At 49.2% G+C, this 17,829-nt stretch carries 16 protein-coding genes and 1 tRNA gene; 9 read left to right on the top strand and 8 right to left on the bottom strand.

Annotation, left to right across the window (positions count from 1 at the left end; genetic code table 11):
• Position 1 precedes the first annotated feature (1 nt).
• Positions 2 to 898: a DMT family transporter gene (locus tag ACYVJG_RS00995; RefSeq protein ID WP_022652969.1), complete on the top strand. Its 897-nt coding sequence runs from the start codon at positions 2 to 4 to the stop codon at positions 896 to 898.
• Positions 899 to 964: 66 nt separating this feature from the next.
• The gene (locus tag ACYVJG_RS00990) at positions 965 to 4,246 is read left to right on the top strand and encodes a response regulator (RefSeq protein ID WP_460429364.1); all 3,282 of its coding nucleotides are present in this window, start codon (positions 965 to 967) and stop codon (positions 4,244 to 4,246) included.
• Here ACYVJG_RS00990 and ACYVJG_RS00985 read toward each other — a convergent pair whose 3' ends face one another.
• The 4 genes from ACYVJG_RS00985 to ACYVJG_RS00970 all read right to left on the bottom strand — a co-directional run bounded on the left by ACYVJG_RS00985 (position 4,247) and on the right by ACYVJG_RS00970 (position 6,729).
• Positions 4,247 to 4,825 (bottom strand): peroxidase-related enzyme, encoded by a 579-nt coding sequence (locus ACYVJG_RS00985; RefSeq protein WP_460429363.1) that lies wholly within the window; start codon positions 4,823 to 4,825, stop codon positions 4,247 to 4,249.
• Between the two features lie 12 nt (positions 4,826 to 4,837).
• A complete protein-coding gene (acuI, locus tag ACYVJG_RS00980; protein ID WP_460429362.1) occupies positions 4,838 to 5,821 on the bottom strand; it encodes an acrylyl-CoA reductase (NADPH) in 984 nt (327 codons plus the stop codon).
• A 66-nt stretch (positions 5,822 to 5,887) separates the two neighbouring features.
• On the bottom strand, positions 5,888 to 6,526 hold the full coding sequence (gene acuR / locus ACYVJG_RS00975; RefSeq protein WP_460429361.1) for an acrylate utilization transcriptional regulator AcuR: 639 nt from the start codon (positions 6,524 to 6,526) through the stop codon (positions 5,888 to 5,890).
• 127 nt (positions 6,527 to 6,653) lie between these two features.
• A tRNA-Phe gene (locus ACYVJG_RS00970) sits at positions 6,654 to 6,729 on the bottom strand.
• A 268-nt stretch (positions 6,730 to 6,997) separates the two neighbouring features.
• Here ACYVJG_RS00970 and ACYVJG_RS00965 point away from each other — a divergent pair.
• The 4 genes from ACYVJG_RS00965 (at position 6,998) to ACYVJG_RS00950 (ending at position 10,058) form a co-directional block, all read left to right on the top strand.
• Complete coding sequence (locus ACYVJG_RS00965; protein ID WP_460429360.1) at positions 6,998 to 8,260, top strand: EAL and HDOD domain-containing protein; 1,263 nt, start codon at positions 6,998 to 7,000, stop codon at positions 8,258 to 8,260.
• A 96-nt stretch (positions 8,261 to 8,356) separates the two neighbouring features.
• Positions 8,357 to 8,848, top strand: coding sequence for an Lrp/AsnC family transcriptional regulator (locus ACYVJG_RS00960; protein ID WP_022652962.1), 492 nt, complete (start codon positions 8,357 to 8,359; stop codon positions 8,846 to 8,848).
• A gap of 131 nt (positions 8,849 to 8,979) precedes the next feature.
• Positions 8,980 to 9,354, top strand: a complete 375-nt coding sequence (locus tag ACYVJG_RS00955) for a CidA/LrgA family protein (RefSeq protein WP_460429359.1) — start codon at positions 8,980 to 8,982, stop codon at positions 9,352 to 9,354.
• Positions 9,351 to 10,058, top strand: a complete 708-nt coding sequence (locus ACYVJG_RS00950; RefSeq protein ID WP_460429358.1) for an LrgB family protein — start codon at positions 9,351 to 9,353, stop codon at positions 10,056 to 10,058. The genes ACYVJG_RS00955 and ACYVJG_RS00950 overlap by 4 nt, the downstream gene beginning before the upstream one ends.
• Positions 10,059 to 10,096: 38 nt before the next feature.
• On the opposite strand, the gene ACYVJG_RS00945 is transcribed toward ACYVJG_RS00950, so the two are convergent.
• A complete protein-coding gene (locus ACYVJG_RS00945) occupies positions 10,097 to 10,774 on the bottom strand; it encodes an energy-coupling factor ABC transporter permease (protein WP_460429357.1) in 678 nt (225 codons plus the stop codon).
• 75 nt (positions 10,775 to 10,849) lie between these two features.
• On the opposite strand from ACYVJG_RS00945, the gene nadC reads away from it, so the two are divergent.
• Positions 10,850 to 11,695: a carboxylating nicotinate-nucleotide diphosphorylase gene (nadC, locus tag ACYVJG_RS00940; RefSeq protein ID WP_460429356.1), complete on the top strand. Its 846-nt coding sequence runs from the start codon at positions 10,850 to 10,852 to the stop codon at positions 11,693 to 11,695.
• 45 nt (positions 11,696 to 11,740) lie between these two features.
• Here the strand turns inward: nadC and ACYVJG_RS00935 are convergent, their stop codons facing one another.
• The 3 genes from ACYVJG_RS00935 to ACYVJG_RS00925 all read right to left on the bottom strand — a co-directional run bounded on the left by ACYVJG_RS00935 (position 11,741) and on the right by ACYVJG_RS00925 (position 14,057).
• Positions 11,741 to 11,941, bottom strand: a complete 201-nt coding sequence (locus ACYVJG_RS00935; protein WP_022652977.1) for a hypothetical protein — start codon at positions 11,939 to 11,941, stop codon at positions 11,741 to 11,743.
• A 271-nt stretch (positions 11,942 to 12,212) separates the two neighbouring features.
• A complete protein-coding gene (locus ACYVJG_RS00930) occupies positions 12,213 to 13,343 on the bottom strand; it encodes a M14 family metallopeptidase (protein ID WP_460429355.1) in 1,131 nt (376 codons plus the stop codon).
• Positions 13,344 to 13,511: 168 nt separating this feature from the next.
• Positions 13,512 to 14,057 (bottom strand): phasin family protein, encoded by a 546-nt coding sequence (locus ACYVJG_RS00925; RefSeq protein WP_460429354.1) that lies wholly within the window; start codon positions 14,055 to 14,057, stop codon positions 13,512 to 13,514.
• Between the two features lie 399 nt (positions 14,058 to 14,456).
• Here ACYVJG_RS00925 and phaR point away from each other — a divergent pair, with 399 nt between their 5' ends.
• Positions 14,457 to 15,143: a polyhydroxyalkanoate synthesis repressor PhaR gene (gene phaR, locus ACYVJG_RS00920; protein WP_460429353.1), complete on the top strand. Its 687-nt coding sequence runs from the start codon at positions 14,457 to 14,459 to the stop codon at positions 15,141 to 15,143.
• 138 nt (positions 15,144 to 15,281) lie between these two features.
• A complete protein-coding gene (locus ACYVJG_RS00915; RefSeq protein WP_460429352.1) occupies positions 15,282 to 17,801 on the top strand; it encodes an EAL domain-containing protein in 2,520 nt (839 codons plus the stop codon).
• The last annotated feature ends 28 nt before the right edge of the window (positions 17,802 to 17,829 follow it).

Here is a 17,829-nt window from a genome sequence, read left to right as displayed (position 1 = left end):
CATGAAAAAACCTCAAACCGCCTCCCTCGCTTACCTATTATTAACCCTCACGGCACTGTTTTGGTCGGGCAATGTGGTGATCGCCCGCGCCATGCAAGGCGCTATTCCACCGATGACATTATCGTTTGGTCGTTGGGTACTGGCTTGTAGTGTATTGGCCCCCTTCGCCTTACGACTCTCTTGGCGTGATCGCCATCTGTTGTGGGCGCAACGGTGGCGGGTGTTGGCATTGGCAGTATTTGGTATCGCGGGGTATAACTCGTTGCTCTATACCGGTGTGCAATACACCACCGCCACCAACGCCGCACTATTAAATTCTTTTATCCCCATTCTGACCGCGCTCTTTGGTGCGCTGTGGTTTAAACAAAGCATGAGCGTACGGCAGGGGATAGGTATGGGCTTGTCGTTTGCTGGGGTGTTGGTGATTATTTCGCATGGCGAAATGGCGCGGCTGTTGGCACTCGACCTCAATCGTGGCGATGTGATTGTATTTAATGCCATGATTTCTTGGGCCTTATATACCTTATTGTTGCGTGGCTTAGACACTCGCATCGACCGTCTTGGGTTACTTGGCGCACTGACTGCGGTGGGTAGTGTGTTGTTGCTGCCGTTTTTTCTCAATGAGTTTCTCGCAGGGCGAACCCCGGTTGCAGGTTTGGCGACATGGGCCACCTTTGCCTATGTCGGCACTTTCCCGTCGGTATTGGCTTATTTGTTTTACAACTATGGCGTCGGCCAAATTGGCCCCGCGAAAGCCGCCGCCTTTGTGCACTTAATGCCGCTGTTTGTCGCTGGATTAGCCACACTTTTTCTTAACGAATTTTTACATTTTTATCATTTCTTCGGCATGATCGCTATTTTTAGTGGACTTTATTTATCAACTTACACAAAAAGTTAAGTTTTTCAGCATAATAGTGGCTTATCTATCCGCCCGTGTTTTGATTACGATAGCGACCCCCCGCCTATGCCGACCTCCGCTTCCCTCAATCCTCTGCCATCAGCTTCTCTCGAGAAGAAACAACATCTCGAATGGTTAAGCTTATTTTTATTGCTGACGGTGTTGGCGGCGGCATTAGGTTATTTTCTGTATCTCGACCGACAGCAGATCGAAGACGCCGAGAAGCAACGGCTTGATGCACAAACCCGTGTGATTGAGGCCAGCATCACCCGCCAACTCGAAGCCGTCAACCGCGCCCTGATTGCCATTCGCACCGATATTCACTATTGGAACAGGCAACCCCATGGCCGTGAATTGGCCAATCGCCGCCTGCGTGCTTTTGCTGATGCCATGCCGGGGGTACGAACTTTTATGGTGATTCAGCCAGATGGGATTGTCTGGGCCTCGAATCGAACCGAATTGATTGGGATGAATTTTGCTAAACGGGATTATTTCCGCACTGTTCGACGCGAACCCAATATCGAGAAACTCTATCTCAACCCACCGTTCCAAACCGTATTAGGTGTTTTTGCCATGAATGTGGTGAAAATGGTGCCGGATGAAGATGGTTTTTTTGATGGTATTGTGTCAGCCACACTCGACCCAGAAGAGTTCTCTTTTTTACTCGACTCAGTTCGTAACACGCCAGATATGTGGACCTCAATTGCCCACGAAGATGGCATACAGTTTTTGATGGTACCGCCTCGGCCTGGCATGGCAGGTTTACGTTTAGACACCGAAGGCTCTTTTTTTAGTCAACATCGCGCCAGTGGCCGCAGCCATAGCGTGATGCAGGGGAAAGTGTACGCCACTGGTGAACGACGTTTTATTGCAATGCGGTCAGTGAATCCTGATTTTTTACAACTCAATAAAAGTTTAGTCGTTGCCGCGACGCGTGATTATGAACTGGCCTTTGTTAGCTGGTGGGGCAATGTAAAACGGCTGTGTCTGGTGTTTGGCTTGTTAGTGTTCTCGACTGGTGCTGGGCTGGCTTGGATTCAACACCGCCGCCATCAATACGAACAACAACGACAGTTTGATGCCGATATTTTACGCCGCCGGACCCATGAGGCAGAAAGCGCCAGCGAAGCAAAAAGCTTGTTTTTGGCCAATATGAGCCATGAGATTCGAACCCCGATGAATGCGGTCTTGGGCTTGTTGCAACTGCTACAACGCACCGCGCTAGATGGACAACAACAAGAATATGCCACCAAAGCAGAGGCCGCAGCGCGGTCTTTATTGGGGATTTTGAACGATATTCTGGATTTTTCTAAAGTCGAAGCGGGCAAACTCGAACTTGAATCCGCCCCCTTCCGTCTCGATCAGGTGCTACGCAATTTGTCGGTGGTTTTATCTGCGGCACTCGGCAACAAGAAAGAAGTCGAGGTGTTATTCGACCTCGATCCAGCCTTGCCTCATGCGCTGTGCGGTGATGCCTTGCGCTTGCAACAGGTCTTGCTCAACTTAGCCGGTAATAGTGTGAAATTCACTCAACATGGTGAAGTTGTCGTTAGGTTGGTGGTCGTAGAACAAGATACCGAACAAGTGACAATCGCGTTTTCAGTACAAGACACCGGTATTGGCATTGCCGAAGATAAGCTAGCGTTTATCTTTGAAGGCTTTTCACAGGCAGAAGCGTCCACCACTCGCCGCTTTGGTGGTACTGGCCTTGGGTTGGCGATTAGCCAACGTCTGGTTGGGTTGATGGGCGGCGAAATTAGCGTTAACAGTGTGCTCAATCAGGGCAGCTGTTTTCATTTCACCTTGTCTTTTCCGCTCAACCAGCAAGAGAGCAATGCCATCGCCAGTCGGCTACCTTCACAAGCTCATCAAGGATTACGGGTGTTATTTGTCGATGACAACAGCGGTGCCCTCGATTTATTAAGCCGGATGGCAAGTCGGTTTGGTTGGCAAGCCCATCAGGCGCACAGTGGCGATCAAGCAATCGCCTTGGTCAAACACAGTGATTTACGCTTTGATGCCGTGTTTATTGATTGGCAGATGCCGACCAAAGATGGCTGGGACACCGCCACTGCTTTACATCCTTTGTGCCATACCAATACCCGTTTGATTATGATGGTCACGGCCTATGGCCGTGAACAACTTGCCTCCCGTGCCAACCAACATCCGGAAGTCATCCATGCGTTTCTCAGTAAACCGGTGACGCCCTCGATGCTGTTTGATGCGGTAGCAGAAGCCAACTATGGTAGCCGTACCCCTGCCCTCAGCCCGACACAACGTGTGCAACGACTGAGTGGCTTGCATATTTTGGTGGTGGAAGACAACAGTATTAACCAACAAATTGCCCGCGAATTGCTTAGCCAAGAAGGGGCAAAAGTCGAATTGGCTAACAATGGCAAGCTAGGTTTAGAAGCGATTCGGCAACAAGTCAGGCCATTTGATGTAGTGTTAATGGATGTACAGATGCCAGAAATGGACGGTTACACCGCCACGCGTGTCTTAAGACAAGACATGGGAAATCAAGCCTTGCCGGTGATTGCCATGACTGCCAATGCATTTTCTTCTGATCGCGAAGCCTGTCTTGCCGCAGGCATGAATGACCATGTTGGCAAGCCGATTGATCTTGATGAATTGGTGCAAACTATCCAACGCTACTGCAGTAGCAAAATCACTAGCTGGACACCCGTACCGACACCCATCCCGACCGCTATCACAGCCACCCCAACCACTGCCACCACGGTATTTGATCCCGATATGGCACGACAGCGGTTACAGCTTTCGATAGATCTGTTTCTTACCCTCATTGAGCGTTTTATCGAAGATCAACAGCATTGTATTGAACACGTAGCAATGGCCCTGACTCAACAAGACACCGCGACGGCACAGCGGCTATTACACACGCTCAAGGGCTTAGCGGCCACGTTGGGCGCATATGCCTTGTCTTCACAGGCGGCAGTGCTCGAAGCAGAACTTAAACAAGACGGTAAATTATCCGATTGGCCAACCGCACAAGCGGCCCTCGCCACACTCTTGCAACAGACGCTAACTGGGTTGCAGCAATATTTGGCCAGTCATCAGACCTCAGCCACCACCAGCGTAGAAAGCACCCTTACCACAGCACAACAGCAGCAATTACAACAAGGCCTTAGCGAGATTTTGCCCTTGTTAGAACAAAATAACCTTGCCGCGTGGGATCAATATCAACAGCTCTGTCAGCATCTCCCTCCACCCAACCTTGCCGCTTGGCATGACTGGCAAAAAGCGATGAACGAGCTAGATTTTCCAGCAGCGGTAGCGGCCTGCCAGCAGTTATTAGCTGAATTGCAACAGGCCGATACCACAGCCTAATTAGGCCTTAGCCACGCGCCCCATTAAATAGAACGGTTCGTTTGGTGGGGTGCCGGTGAGGTGTACCAAGCGATTGCTCATGGCAAAAAATGCGGTGATCGCACCAATATCCCAAATCGCCTCGTCATCAAACCCTTGCTCACGCAATAGCGCAAAATCAGCTTCTTCGATTTCACCGCCTCGGGTAGAGAGCTTGATGGCAAAGTCGAGCATGGCTCTTTGTTTGGCGGTCAAATTGGCTTTGCGATAATTGGTTGCCAATTGATCGGCCAACAGCGCATCTTTTGCTCGCACTCGCAATACGGCACCATGCGCCACAACACAATATAAACATTGGCCTGCGGCAGAAGTTGCCACCACAATCATTTCGCGCTCGGCTTTGCTCAAACTGCTGGGTTTCTCCATCAAAGCATCGTGATAATCAAAAAAAGCGCGAAACTCTGCCGGACGGTGAGCTAACATCAAAAACACATTTGGTACAAAACCGGCTTTTTCTTGCACTGCTACAATACGAGCCCGAATATCCTCAGGCACTTCGTTCAAATCAGGTACAGCAAAACGGCTAATGGCTGCAGACATGGGGTTTCTTTCTTAACGGTTAACATCAACAATCACACGACCACGCACTTGGCCCGCCAACAGTTGCTCTGCCGTCGCGATCACCTCACTCAAACCAATTTCACGACTCAATGCCGCCAGTTTGTTCAAGTCTAATTCTTGTGCCAATCGTTGCCATGCCAGCAAACGTTCTTCACGCGGTGCCATCACGCTATCCACCCCCACCAAGGTCACACCACGCAAAATAAACGGCGCTACCGAAGCAGGAAAATCCATCCCTTGTGCCAAGCCACACGCCGCAACAACACCACGATAGCGCATGCTGGCGCAAAGATTAGCAAGGGTATGGCTGCCAACGGTGTCAATCGCCCCCGCCCAACGCTCACGCGCTAAGGGCTTGCCGGGGGCATTCCAGTCTTGGCGGTCGAGAACCTCGCTTGCCCCCAATTGATATAAAAATTCGCTCTCTTGTGGTCGGCCAGTGATAGCCACCACGCGATAACCGGCTTGTGCCAAGAGCGCAATCGCCACGGTGCCAACGCCACCATTTGCCCCAGTGACCGCGATTTCACCTTGTTCGGGTGTCACACCCTGTTTTTGTAGGGCCATCACACATAACATCGCGGTATAACCAGCGGTGCCGATCGCCATGCTTTGTTGTGGTGTTAAGCCAGCAGGCAACGGAATTAACCAATCGCCCTTTAACCGTGCCCGTTGTGCCAAACCGCCCCAGTGTGTTTCACCCACCCCCCAGCCGTTCAAAATAACGTCGCTACCGACAGCGATTTCTGGATGTTGGCTTTCTTCAACTGTCCCCACTAAATCAATCCCCGCCACCATCGGGAATTTACGCACCACCGGCCCTTTGCCAGTGATCGCCAGACCATCCTTATAGTTCAAGGTTGAATAGCGAACGGCGACGGTGACATCCCCCTCGGGTAAACGGCTGTCATCTACTGTTTGAATGGCCGTTTGATATTGGCCATCCACCTTATCCACTACCACAGCGTTAAACATGGTTTCTCCTCTATGTAGAACAGCAATCTATTTTTAGACCGGTCGTCTTAAAATAGGCAAAAAAATTTACCGGCTTAAAGCGGCAAAAAATACCTGTGCGAATTGCCGCAGCGGAGCTTCATTGGCGACTAATTTGGCACGCAATACCGCACCTTCCCAGCCCATCCAAAAAAATGCCGCCCATTGTTGACAATCCACCGTCTCAGATAATTGGTCGTGCTGTTGCGCTTGTTGTAGACAATCCGCGACACGCCCTTGCCAATCTTGAAACACCGCCTCGAGCTGTTCACGAAAAGCCTCGGGCAATACCGCCATTTCCTGACCTAAATTACCAATCAAACAACCACGGCGAAATTGATAACGTGCCATCCCCGCACAGGCTTCATCAATAAAATTAGCAAGGCGTTGCAAGGGTAGGCGACTGTCATCAGTCAAACAGCGCTCTAACTTGCGCGCAAAATAATCAGCGTAGGCCGCAATCACCGCCTGACCAAACGCTTCTTTGCTGGCAAAGTAATGATAGAAAGAGCCTTTTGGGACACCGAGCTGTTTCAAAATTTCATCAATACCAGTGGCGGCAAACCCTTTTTCCGTTAACACCGCCACACCACAGCGAATCAAGGCTTCGCGTGTTTCAAAGCGATCAGCAACCCGCTTAGCAGGCCGCCCACGCCGACGGATCGGAAAAGAGGCTGAGTCGTTCATGACGAAAATAATAGACTGATTGTTCTATAAATAGCAAGCGGACAGCAAAAATAGAAACCACAACATATTGAGAAACCAACAGACAAAGAAAAACGCCCGACTTAGTAAAAAGTCGGGCGTTGTATTCTGGTGGCCAATCGCGGAATCGAACCACGGACACGCGGATTTTCAATCCGCTGCTCTACCAACTGAGCTAATTGGCCGTTTCGCTTACTGCGCTGCAGCAGCGAGAACCGTATTAAACCCGAACTCGGTTTTGCCGTCAAGCCTTTTTTCAAAAAAGTTTTTTCAGTGGCATCTGCCACAGATTACCAGACAAAGACAGCGCAAGCAGGTAACAATTTATAGTGGCATAAAGTTTTGTATTTTTGTTGCAAGAGATTGCTTTCGTCATTATGCTTCAGGATGCCATTGTTGTTTTAGTTGATCGGCGAAGTCTTTTGATTTGCTCCCTCGTGCAAAGGTAATTCTATGACAACAGTAATCTCCGACCCCAAAATCCGCCAGCCGATTTTTGTTGGGCGACAGCCAATTTTAGACAGTGCTTTTCGTCTATTTGGCTACGAGCTGTTGTTCAGACGCCAAGTTGGTTTACACGCTGGGGTAACGAATGACTTTCAGGCCACAGCACAAGTCATCGTCAACGCTTTTTGTGAGCTGTCGATGGGGAATTTGCTAGGTAGCTATAAAGGCTTTGTGAATGTCAACGAAGCCTTTTTGTTTGAAGAGGTGATCCGTCTCTTACCAGCACAGCAAGTGGTATTAGAGGTACTAGAACACGTAACACCAAGCCCTGCCCTCGCCAAACGGTGTGCCGAATTAAAAAAAGCAGGTTTTTTAATTGCAGTTGATGACCTTGAACACTACGACCCCGCGTGGGATCCGATTCTTGAGCTCGCCGACATTATTAAAATTCCTCTGGTACCCGGCAAAGAAAGCACATTACTGCCATTGTTAAACCAATTGCGCCACTTTGGGGCACGCTTTTTGGCCGAGCGCGTTGAAACGCGCGAACAAGCCGAGATGTGTCGCGCACTGGGCTTTTCCTATTTCCAAGGTTATTTCTTTGCCAAACCCTCTGTGCTCAGTGGTCAAGGGTTGAGTCCAGCGCGACTGACCATCATGCGATTACTCGCGCTATTAAATGACGACAACAGCAGCACCCAAGATATTGAACTGACGATTAAATCCGACCCTAGCCTCACGGTAAATTTATTACGCCTGACCAATTCTGCACACTATGGCTACGGGACGCGTATCCATTCTATTATGCAAGCCATTACCTTGCTTGGTCGGAAACAAATTGCGCGATGGTTACAGCTTTTGCTCTATGTCGACGACCACGGCAATTCCACACCCACCCCACTTTTCCGCACTGCCGCCGCCCGCGCCCGCTTGATGGAACGACTGGCACAAGAAACACGCCCCGATTTAGCTGATGAAGCTTTTCTGTGTGGTGTATTGTCATTAGCGCCGGTCTTACTTGGTATGCCAATTGAAGCCTTATTACGGCAGATTCCCGGGTTATCGACCCATATTTCTTATGCGCTGTTGTCGCGCCGAGGGTGTTTAGTACCATACTTGAATGTGGCAGAGGCTGTTGAAAACGAAAATGAACACCGCTTGGGTTGTAGTTTTGACATCATCGAAGCCGAGGGATTTTGTCCAGAATGGGTCAGCTTGGCACAAATCGAAGCCCTGACTTGGGCTAATGCCTTGAAAATTGGTGAATAGTTGTTGAAGTTGATGGCAACTTTATTGCACGAAATTGATATTATTGCCTCCAAGATAGATTAAAATATCGAGAACTCATCTTAGAAGAGCGATAAAATGCCCGCGCAACACTTTGACAAAACCGACTTAAAAATTCTTGCCACGCTGCAACGCGATGGCCGCTTAAGCAATGTCGAACTCGCAGAAACCGTTGCTCTCTCCCCCTCTCCTTGCCTACGCCGATTGAAACAGCTCGAAGAATCAGGCGTGATTCGACAATATGTTGCACTGCTCGAACCCGCTCGCCTCGGGTTGGGGTTGCAGGCCTTTGTTCGGGTCAGTTTGGAAAAACGTGGCACCACCTACGCAAAACAATTTTCAGAGGCGGTCTCTCATTGGCAAGAAGTGATTAACTGTTTCGCGATGACCGGCGAGATGGATTATTTACTGCAAGTGTATTTCGAAGATTTGGAACACTTCTCTCGCTTTGTGATGGATAAACTCCTACAACATCCCGGTGTTGCAGATGTCAAATCCAGCTTTGTGCTGCATGAAGTCAAACGATCCACCGCACTCCCTCTTAACCACCTAGAATCTATTCTTAGCTAGTCACTCCCACCTATTCGAAGAAGAATAGGTGTCAGCAAAAGTTTTGGTCATACCAATTACCCAGCACTTAAAAAGTTTGACCTAAGCCATTTTTAACGGCAATTTTCTGCTTTTCGCTCTATTTTATCGCCATGTTAGAAACTTTAATTGTACTTGTCGCTTACCAATGGTTTGGCGAAGTCGTCAGTCATGCGCTGGGGCTACCGATTCCGGGGCCAGTGTTAGGTATGTTGTTTTTATTTTTAACCCTGATGATTCGACGGGGTATTCCACATTTTTTGGGTGAAAATGTCCCGAAGTTGATGGGATGGTTAGGACTTTTGTTTGTACCAGCAGGGGTGGGGGTCATTCAGTATCTGGATTTGCTAGAACGTGCTTTTTGGCCGCTGACGATTACGTTGTTGGTTGCTTTATTTGCCACCCATTTAGCCACAGCTGGCAGTTTGAAACTATTACTGGCACGTCACCGGTTACGGCGCTTGCGTAAATGGGGAGGGAAAGCATGACTACATGGCAATTTATCTTACAGTCGCCGTTGACATGGTTATTTATCACATTACTGACTTTTCGCGGCATGGTAACACTCAATCGCCACTGCAAAGGTCATCCGCTGGCTAACCCCATCATCTTGTCCAACAGCTTCATCATTACATTATTGCTTGCCACGGGTACGTCATACACGACCTATTTTTCTGGCGCGCAGTATATTCATTTCTTACTTGGCCCCGCCACCGTCGCCCTTGCTGTTCCGCTCTATGCCCAACTCCCGCGCTTACAAAAAGCGCTTGGGCCATTGTTAATCGCCCTGCTTATTGGGGGCAGTGTTGGGATTATCAGCGGCGTAGGCAGTGGCATGTTATTTGGTTTGGATCGGGAGCTGTTGCTTACCCTTGCCCCACGTTCAGTGACCACACCGATTGCAATGGGCATTGCGGAACATATCGGTGGCGTACCACAGTTAGCATCCGTCCTAGTGATTTTGACCGGTATGTTGGCCTGTGTTTTAAGTGTCCCTTTGCTACAACGTTGGAAGTGGGACAGTGACATCGTCTTGGGTTTCAGCACTGGCATTGCCGGCCACGGCATTGGTACGGCGCGGGCTTTTCAAATCTCGGCAGGCGCAGGTGCTTTTGCGGGGTTGGCGATGGGATTGAATGGTGTCATCACTGCCGTGCTTGTCCCTTTTTTGCTGTGGCTGACCAAGCTTTAACCTTGCTCGGGGCTCAGGCCCCGCGACTGATCACACCTTTAACCGCCGCCATCTTTCTTGTCATAGAGATACCGGCGATCATCAAAGGTAATAATCCAATGTGGTTTGTAAACGACGACAATCGCAATCAACAACCCAGTGGTAAACGCTTCTGACCACGATAATAAAAAGTAAAAGGCCAGCGCATCACCAAACAGATAGTCAACGGGATAAGCGCCAGCCAGGGCCAAAGTAGACACACCACTGAGGCCAGTACAGAACATACTGACCCCACCTGTAAAGAAAGCGTTAAAGAAAATATAAATAAAGTAGTTAGCAGGCAGATGTTTTTGTGCCAGTTGCAGGCCATAGCGGGTGATTAACACAGGCACCCCTGCCATCACCAAAAAATTCGGGCCAAACGCCCACCAATCAGCCATGCCATAGGCCGTTACCGCCGCCAATACAATCGCCATCCCCAACAAAGCCATCGCCGGCCCAGCTAATAGGGTAAAGGCACTGGCGCCGAGTAAGTGATAAGCCAACCCAGGCTGAAACCCACCTTTCAGCGACCACAATAGCATCAAGACAACACACGCCCCCATCCATGCATTTAAAGCACGTGCGTCTAATTTACGCCATTGGATTGACCACACGGCTTTTAACAATACTAAACACACCAGCAATAGAGCGAGATATTGCGTGGAAGCATCAAAAAAATGGGCGGGGAAATTCATAATGTGGCTCTCACAATACTGCAAAGCGTCTCAAACTATGGCATACAATCCGTTTTTTGCTTCTGATACAAAAACATGACTGCTTCTCTTCCTGCTTTTCATCTTATTGCCGCGCAAGTGGCTCAAGCACTGACAGAAGATATTGCCAGTGGTGATGTCACGGCTTCACTGATTCCCGCTGATCGACAAGGGCATGCACAAGTCATCGCCCGAGAATCCCTAGTGGTGTGCGGCCAAGCATGGTTTAACGAATGCTTTCGCCAGCTCAATTCCACATGCGAAATAGATTGGCATGTGGCCGAGGGTTCAACACAAACAGCGAATACAACACTCTGTCACATTAAAGGCCCTGCACGTGCTTTGCTGTCCGCAGAACGCAGTGCGCTGAATTTCTTACAAACCTTATCAGCCACCGCCACCGAAACACGTCGCTATGTTGATGCGATTGCCGAGCTGCCCTGCCAGATTATGGACACCCGTAAAACATTGCCCGGCCTGCGCTTAGCACAAAAATATGCGGTCACAGTGGGCGGAGGGGCGAATCAGCGCGTTGGTTTGTACGATGGCGTCTTGATTAAGGAAAATCATATTTTAGCAGCAGGCAGCATCAGTGCTGCGTTAGCACAAGCCAAACGCGACATTCCGCCGCATATTCCCGTTCAAATTGAAGTGGAAAACCACGAGGAATTGGCCGAAGCCTTAGCCGCCGGTGCTACGCTGATTTTGCTCGACAATATGGATAATTCACAACTGCGCCAAGCTGTTGCACTCACCAATGGGCGTGCTCAACTCGAAGCCTCGGGTAATGTCAATTTAGATACTGTGCGTCAGATTGCTGCCACTGGCGTAGATCGTATTTCCATCGGTGGCCTCACCAAGCATGTGCAAGCCATCGACCTGTCGATGCGTTTTACGTTCTAACAAAACAAACGCCCCGCATGATGCGGGGCGTTTGTTTTGTATCGATCACATGAATAAGACCTGATCGCCTAAGCGGGCGCGAGCTTGCTCGAAACTTTGCATACTACGACAGGCTGGGCAAATGCGATGGTTGCCGATGGTGTAAGAAAAATGCTCACCACAGGCCTCACAGCGTGCCACGGCAGGGGCAGGACGCAAACGGCGAGGTGAAGCTTGGCTAGCAGTAGGGGTCATATTTTCTGTCATGATTTTATCTCCTTGCACATGACGTGTCGTCGGGTGTTCGCAAACAGCGAACAGCGTCAGGGCACGATTGCGCCCGAAAGACACGGCGCTTAACCGAGTCTCGGCACTCTGTCGGGGGATGCCCCCAACAGGGAAGGATCGTCACTGGGTAGTTGACGTTAGGACCACGGGCCGGTTCGGTGGTGGTCTTTTGCATTGCAGCAAAATTAACGTCAATGTAAAGAAAAATACGGCTTAGCGCAATATGCCAAAGCAGCAATCGGCAAAAATTTTAGCGTAGCTGATTTAATACCTGATAAATCGGATGCAAAATTGCCTCGCCTAATCGCAAACTACGTTGCCCATTCCAACCATAATCATCATCCGGCAAGTTAGCATTGTCTTTAAATGGCATTTCTAAAGTGAATGCCAAACAATCGAACTGTTGTCCAACCCAATTGGTGGCCATGGTCAAATTACCCTGCCCAGGCGCATCCAGAGCATAGCCTTGTTCAATTTGGAAATCGGGGCTGGCTTGCATAAAGGCCTGTTTGAACAGCTGCTCTAAGCCAGCTAAACGGGGGCTGTAGTTGGGATTACCTTCGCAACCGGCAACAAATACATACGGCAACGCTTCGTCGCCGTGAATATCAAGAAACAAGTCAACGCCGGTTTCTAGCATTTTATCGCGCACCAACAACACTTCTGGGCTGTTTGTCAGCGACGGGGTTTGCCACTCACGATTCAAATTGGCACCGGCCGCGTTAGTGCGGAGATTACCTGCTACCGCCCCATCGGGATTCATATTCGGCACCACATAGAAGGTTGCACGATCTAATAAGGCACGAGACAAAGGGTCTTGCCAATCGAGTAAGCGCCGTAATAACCCTTCAACAAACCATTCTGCCATCGTTTCACCCGGGTGTTGGCGTGCAATCACCCAAATTTTGTAGTCAGAGCTCACCTCGTGGCCAATGGTAAGCAGATTCATGTCTCGACCCTGTATCGTACTGCCAAGGTCGTGCACCTGACACAAGCCAGAACTTTGGACTTCACCAATCAGATTCAGGTGTTGTTCCCAAGAATAGGGCTCGAAATAAGCATAATAAATACTATTAGCAAGAGGAGTATGCTCAATAATCAGTTGACCGGATTCATAGCGAGTGGGCACCCGAAACCAATTCACGCGGTCGTAGGAAGCCATCGCTTGATAATCTTCCCAACCAGCAGGATAGGCCGCCTCGGCTGCATTCAATAATCGCAGTGTGCAGTTTTGATAAGCGGCCCCTTGCACACGAAAATAAAACCATTGCCGAATATCGGCGGCACAATCGGGCCGTAATTGGAGGCGGATGTCTTCAAATTCGTCGGCGGCAATTACTTCAATACTACCGGCATCAAATGCACTGCTGATCTTGATCATACTGTCTGCGCAGAAAGCGGGATTGGCGACTTTCCACGCGCTCCTTTCTCTAAAAAACCACAATCTGACGCTATCGTATCGGATACCACAGCGTTTTGGCAGCAAAACCACACCACAAAAACAAAAACCCGACCGAAGTCGGGTTAGTAGGCCTAACGAAAGCTCGGCTTATTTTTTGCTGCTGGCGTTTTTCACTGCATCGGCAGTGGCAGTGCTGGCCGCCTTGACGCTGGTATCAGCAAATTCGGCCACTTGTTTGGCTGCTTTGGTCATGCTGTCCATCGCTGCGGCAGTTGCAGCAATCGAAGATTTCAGGGCATTGACTGCAGTATCGCTGCCGGCAGGGGCATTTTGTGCGATTTGATCTAACACGGTGACCACGTTTTTATTGAACTCGCTCAGGTTGTCTTCAGCCAGTTTGGACAACTCACCTTGAGTCTGAGACACCACATCATAGAAGTTGCGCGAAGCAGCCACTAATTGCTCAACCGAAGCCGCAGCCAATTGGTTAACACGTTTGATGGCTTCCTGGTTGTCGGACACAGAAGAAAATTCTTGTGCCAATTTTGCTTGTTCTTCCAGCGTATGCTTGGTAGTTTCCAACTGCAGTTTAATCAGACGTTCCAAGCCATTGAGCGAAATTTCGCTAAAACGCAACAAAGTTTGCAAGCCGTTAGCAGAAACTTTAGTGAACTGTTCGGGGGTATTAAACATGACTTCTCCTTTAGCTGAGCGGAAACCGTGACGGTATTTGTTTGATCTTTGCGATCTATTCTGTTGAGATGCACCTTACCAAGCACTACGCTGCTAATCAGTAACCCCGATACAGTGGGGTTGGCGGGGGCGGGAAACCAGAGCACATTCTCTAACGATGACCCATTCCTAAGCAGTAGAGCGATTTATTCATCGCCCTAATTTAAGCTAGGACGACATACGACAACACACAAGTACAATCGCGACACACATTGGCAGGACGCATAAACTCTATGAATGTTGCCAAGGTGGGCGGCATTCATAGAGGCCCATTGTAGGCAGGCTAATCGTGCAGCGTCAAACAAAATTATTGCACCGCACAAAAGAAATTCGCCTTGTTTTCAAAGTTTTTTCAGTAAGATGACAGCTGCGATGCACAAACCTTTTTATGCTAAAGTCGCAGCTCGATCCAGTAGTACGAATATAAAGACTCCGGAGGAAAATATTATGAACAATGAAAAACGTGTGATTAAGAAATATCCCAACCGCCGCTTGTACGATACGGCCACCAGTTCCTACATTACCCTAAGTGATGTCAAACAATTAGTGTTAGAGCAAGTTGAAATTCAAGTTATTGATGCCAAAACACAAGACGACATTACCCGCAGTGTCTTGCTGCAAATTATTTTGGAAGAGGAAACCGGCGGTGTGCCGATGTTCTCTTACGATGTATTGACCCGCATCATTCGCTTTTATGGCAATGCGATGCAGGGTTTGATGGGGGGATATTTGGAAAAAAACCTCGAACTGTTCGCGCAAATGCAACAAAAGCTGCAAGATCAAACGCGCTCGGTCTATGGTGAAAATAATGTCTTCACCAGCCCCAATTTATGGGGAGAGTTTATGAAATTCCAAGGCCCTGCTATGCAAAATATGATGACAAGCTATCTCGAGCAAAGTACCAATATGTTTGTTGAAATGCAAAATCAGATGCAAGAAAGAGCAAAAAACCTTTTTAGTGGTTTTGGCTTTCCTGCCAATTACAATCAGCCAAATACTGAAAATCCAACAAATGATGAGAAAGATACCAATAAACATAAACCTTAATTGCGATTGATACACTTGGCACAGAAAATTTCTTTTGCGCATTGTCATGCAAAGCAGTTTTTGTTGTCATGAGTGTTTTGAATCTCGATATAATGGCCGTCCGCTTTTACAGTTTTTTGTCCACGAGCCTTTAGCCTAATGAAACTTGTGCTTAACAAGACAGTCGAGCAGGTCATCTCACCCTCTATTCTGTCCTGTCCCCCCACCACGACCCTGAGTGAAGCAGGGAAAATGATGCGTGATGCCATGTGTGGCTCGATCATCGTCATGGACGAGGGGCGCGCAATAGGTATCTGGACCGAAGCGGACGCGCTAGATCTTGATTTTGCCGATCCTCATACCTTCGAGCGTCCCATTTCTGAAGTGATGAGCAGCCCTGTTAAAACGCTGGCCGTTGGCACACCGTTTTCTGAGGCGGTCATCCGGTTTAAACAGGAACGCATCCGACACTATCTGGTGGTCAATGCCGAAGGCAGCTATTGCGGGATTTTGTCGCAAACTGATGTCGTGTTAAATCAGGGCGCGGAATTCTTCCTCAAACTCAAAAGCCTTGATTCAATTCCCTTTGCCTCACCCGAGCCGATCAGCGAACGCTGTAGCTTTGCTGATGCTGTTGCCAAAATGCGAGCAGCGCATCTCGAAGCCATCGTAGTGTTTTTCGATGATGGTGCTTATGGCATTTTGACCCAGCGCGATGTGTTGTGGCACCTCAACCAACGCACCACCATCACCCAAGTCGGTGATATTGCGTCACGGCCCATGATTACCGCCCGTGCCAGCTCTAGCTTGTATTACGCGCGTAAATTATTGGCAGAAAAACATATTCGCCACCTCGGGGTGACCGATGAACATGGTGGTTTAATTGGGGTTGTCAGTTTTTCGGATATTCTGACTTCGATTGAGCATGAATACGTCAACGAGCTGCAATATGCGCTTAAAGAACGTGATGAAGCACTCAATCTGTCGCGCCAAAACCTGCGCTTAGCAGACAAGGTATTTGATTCAACCTTAGAAGGCATTGTGATTACCGATGCCAACGGGATTATCGAAACCGTCAATCCTGCCTTTACCCGCATCACCGGTTGGCGCAAAGAGGAAGTGTTAGGAAAAAGCCCTCGCATTCTCAATTCAGGCTTACAACCGCCAGAATTCTACCAACACATGTGGGCCAGCTTATACAAGCATGGCGTGTGGGAAGGTGAGGTCACCAACCGCCGCAAAGACGGTAAGCTATACAGCGAACATTTAACCATCACCGGTATTCGTGACAACAGCGGCAACTTCACCCATTTTGCCGGTATCTTCACCGATATTACGCAGCGGAAATTGGCTGAAGAACGGCTACATTTCCTTGCCAACCACGATGCGCTGACCGGTCTTCCTAACCGCACCTTGTTTATGGAGAGGATGAATCAAGGACTGGCCGCCGCTTCACGCCACCAGCGCCTGTTGGCGTTGATGTTCTTCGATCTCGACCGCTTCAAATTTGTCAACGATACCCTTGGCCATGCGGCAGGCGATCAGCTATTGAAAACCGTCGCCACCCGCCTAACCAGTTTGCTGCGCGACAGTGATACCGTAGCACGTCTGGGAGGCGATGAATTTACGGTGATTTTGGAAGATATTCGCGACATTCAATCCATCGCCCAAGTTGCCAAAAAAATCATTGATAGTCTGGCTGGCATGATGCGAATTGGTGAACACGATGTCTATGTGACAGCCAGTGTTGGCATCAGTGTCTATCCCGAAGATGGTCAAGATGTGCAAACCCTGTTGATGAATGCCGATACCGCGATGTATCGCGCCAAGGAACAAGGTAAAAACACGTTCCGTTTCTTTACTGCCGACATGAATACGGCAACCTTGGAACGGATGCGGCTAGAAACCAGTTTGCACCAAGCCATCAATAACAATGAAATGCAGGTGTATTACCAACCCAAATATGAGCTGCGGACGGGCCGGATGAATGGCCTTGAAGCACTCCTGCGCTGGCAACATCCAGAATTGGGTTTTGTTTCACCGGGGGAATTTATCCCAATCGCGGAAGAATCGTCGCTGATTGTATTGCTTGGCCGTTGGGTATTAGACCGCGCATGTGCCGATGCGCGCCGCTGGTTAGACGAAGGCTGTCTCCCCGGCCCAGTGGCGGTCAATCTCTCGCATCGCCAATTAAAGATGTCAGATGATATTGTGACCAATGTGCGCGATGCGTTGGAACAACACAACTTACCTGCACACTGCCTCGAATTAGAAATCACCGAATCGGCAGCGATGGAAAACGCCCAAGCCACTGCCCGCACCTTGTCGCGGCTGAAAGAATTGGGTGTCAGATTGGCAATTGATGATTTTGGGACAGGCTACTCTTCGTTGGCCTATCTAAAACAGCTGCCGATTGGAATTCTCAAGATCGACCGCTCTTTTGTGATGGATTTGCATCAAGATCGTGACGATGCGGCGATTACCTCGGCCATTATCTCCCTTGCTAAAAGTCTTGAACTGCAAGTGGTGGCCGAAGGCATTGAAAACGTCGAACAACTTAATTTCTTACGCGATAAAAACTGCGAAAGCGGCCAAGGGTATTTCTTTAGCCGTCCGTTACCCGTTGAAGAAATTGACGAGCTATTACACGAGCAATTTCTGCTACATATCGCACTCTAATCCCCGCCGCCTAGGCGGCGGGTGTGTC

This window comes from Aquaspirillum soli, from assembly GCF_054781915.1.
Note: the sequence above shows the minus strand (reverse complement) of the source record. Positions and strands in the feature narration are given on the sequence as shown.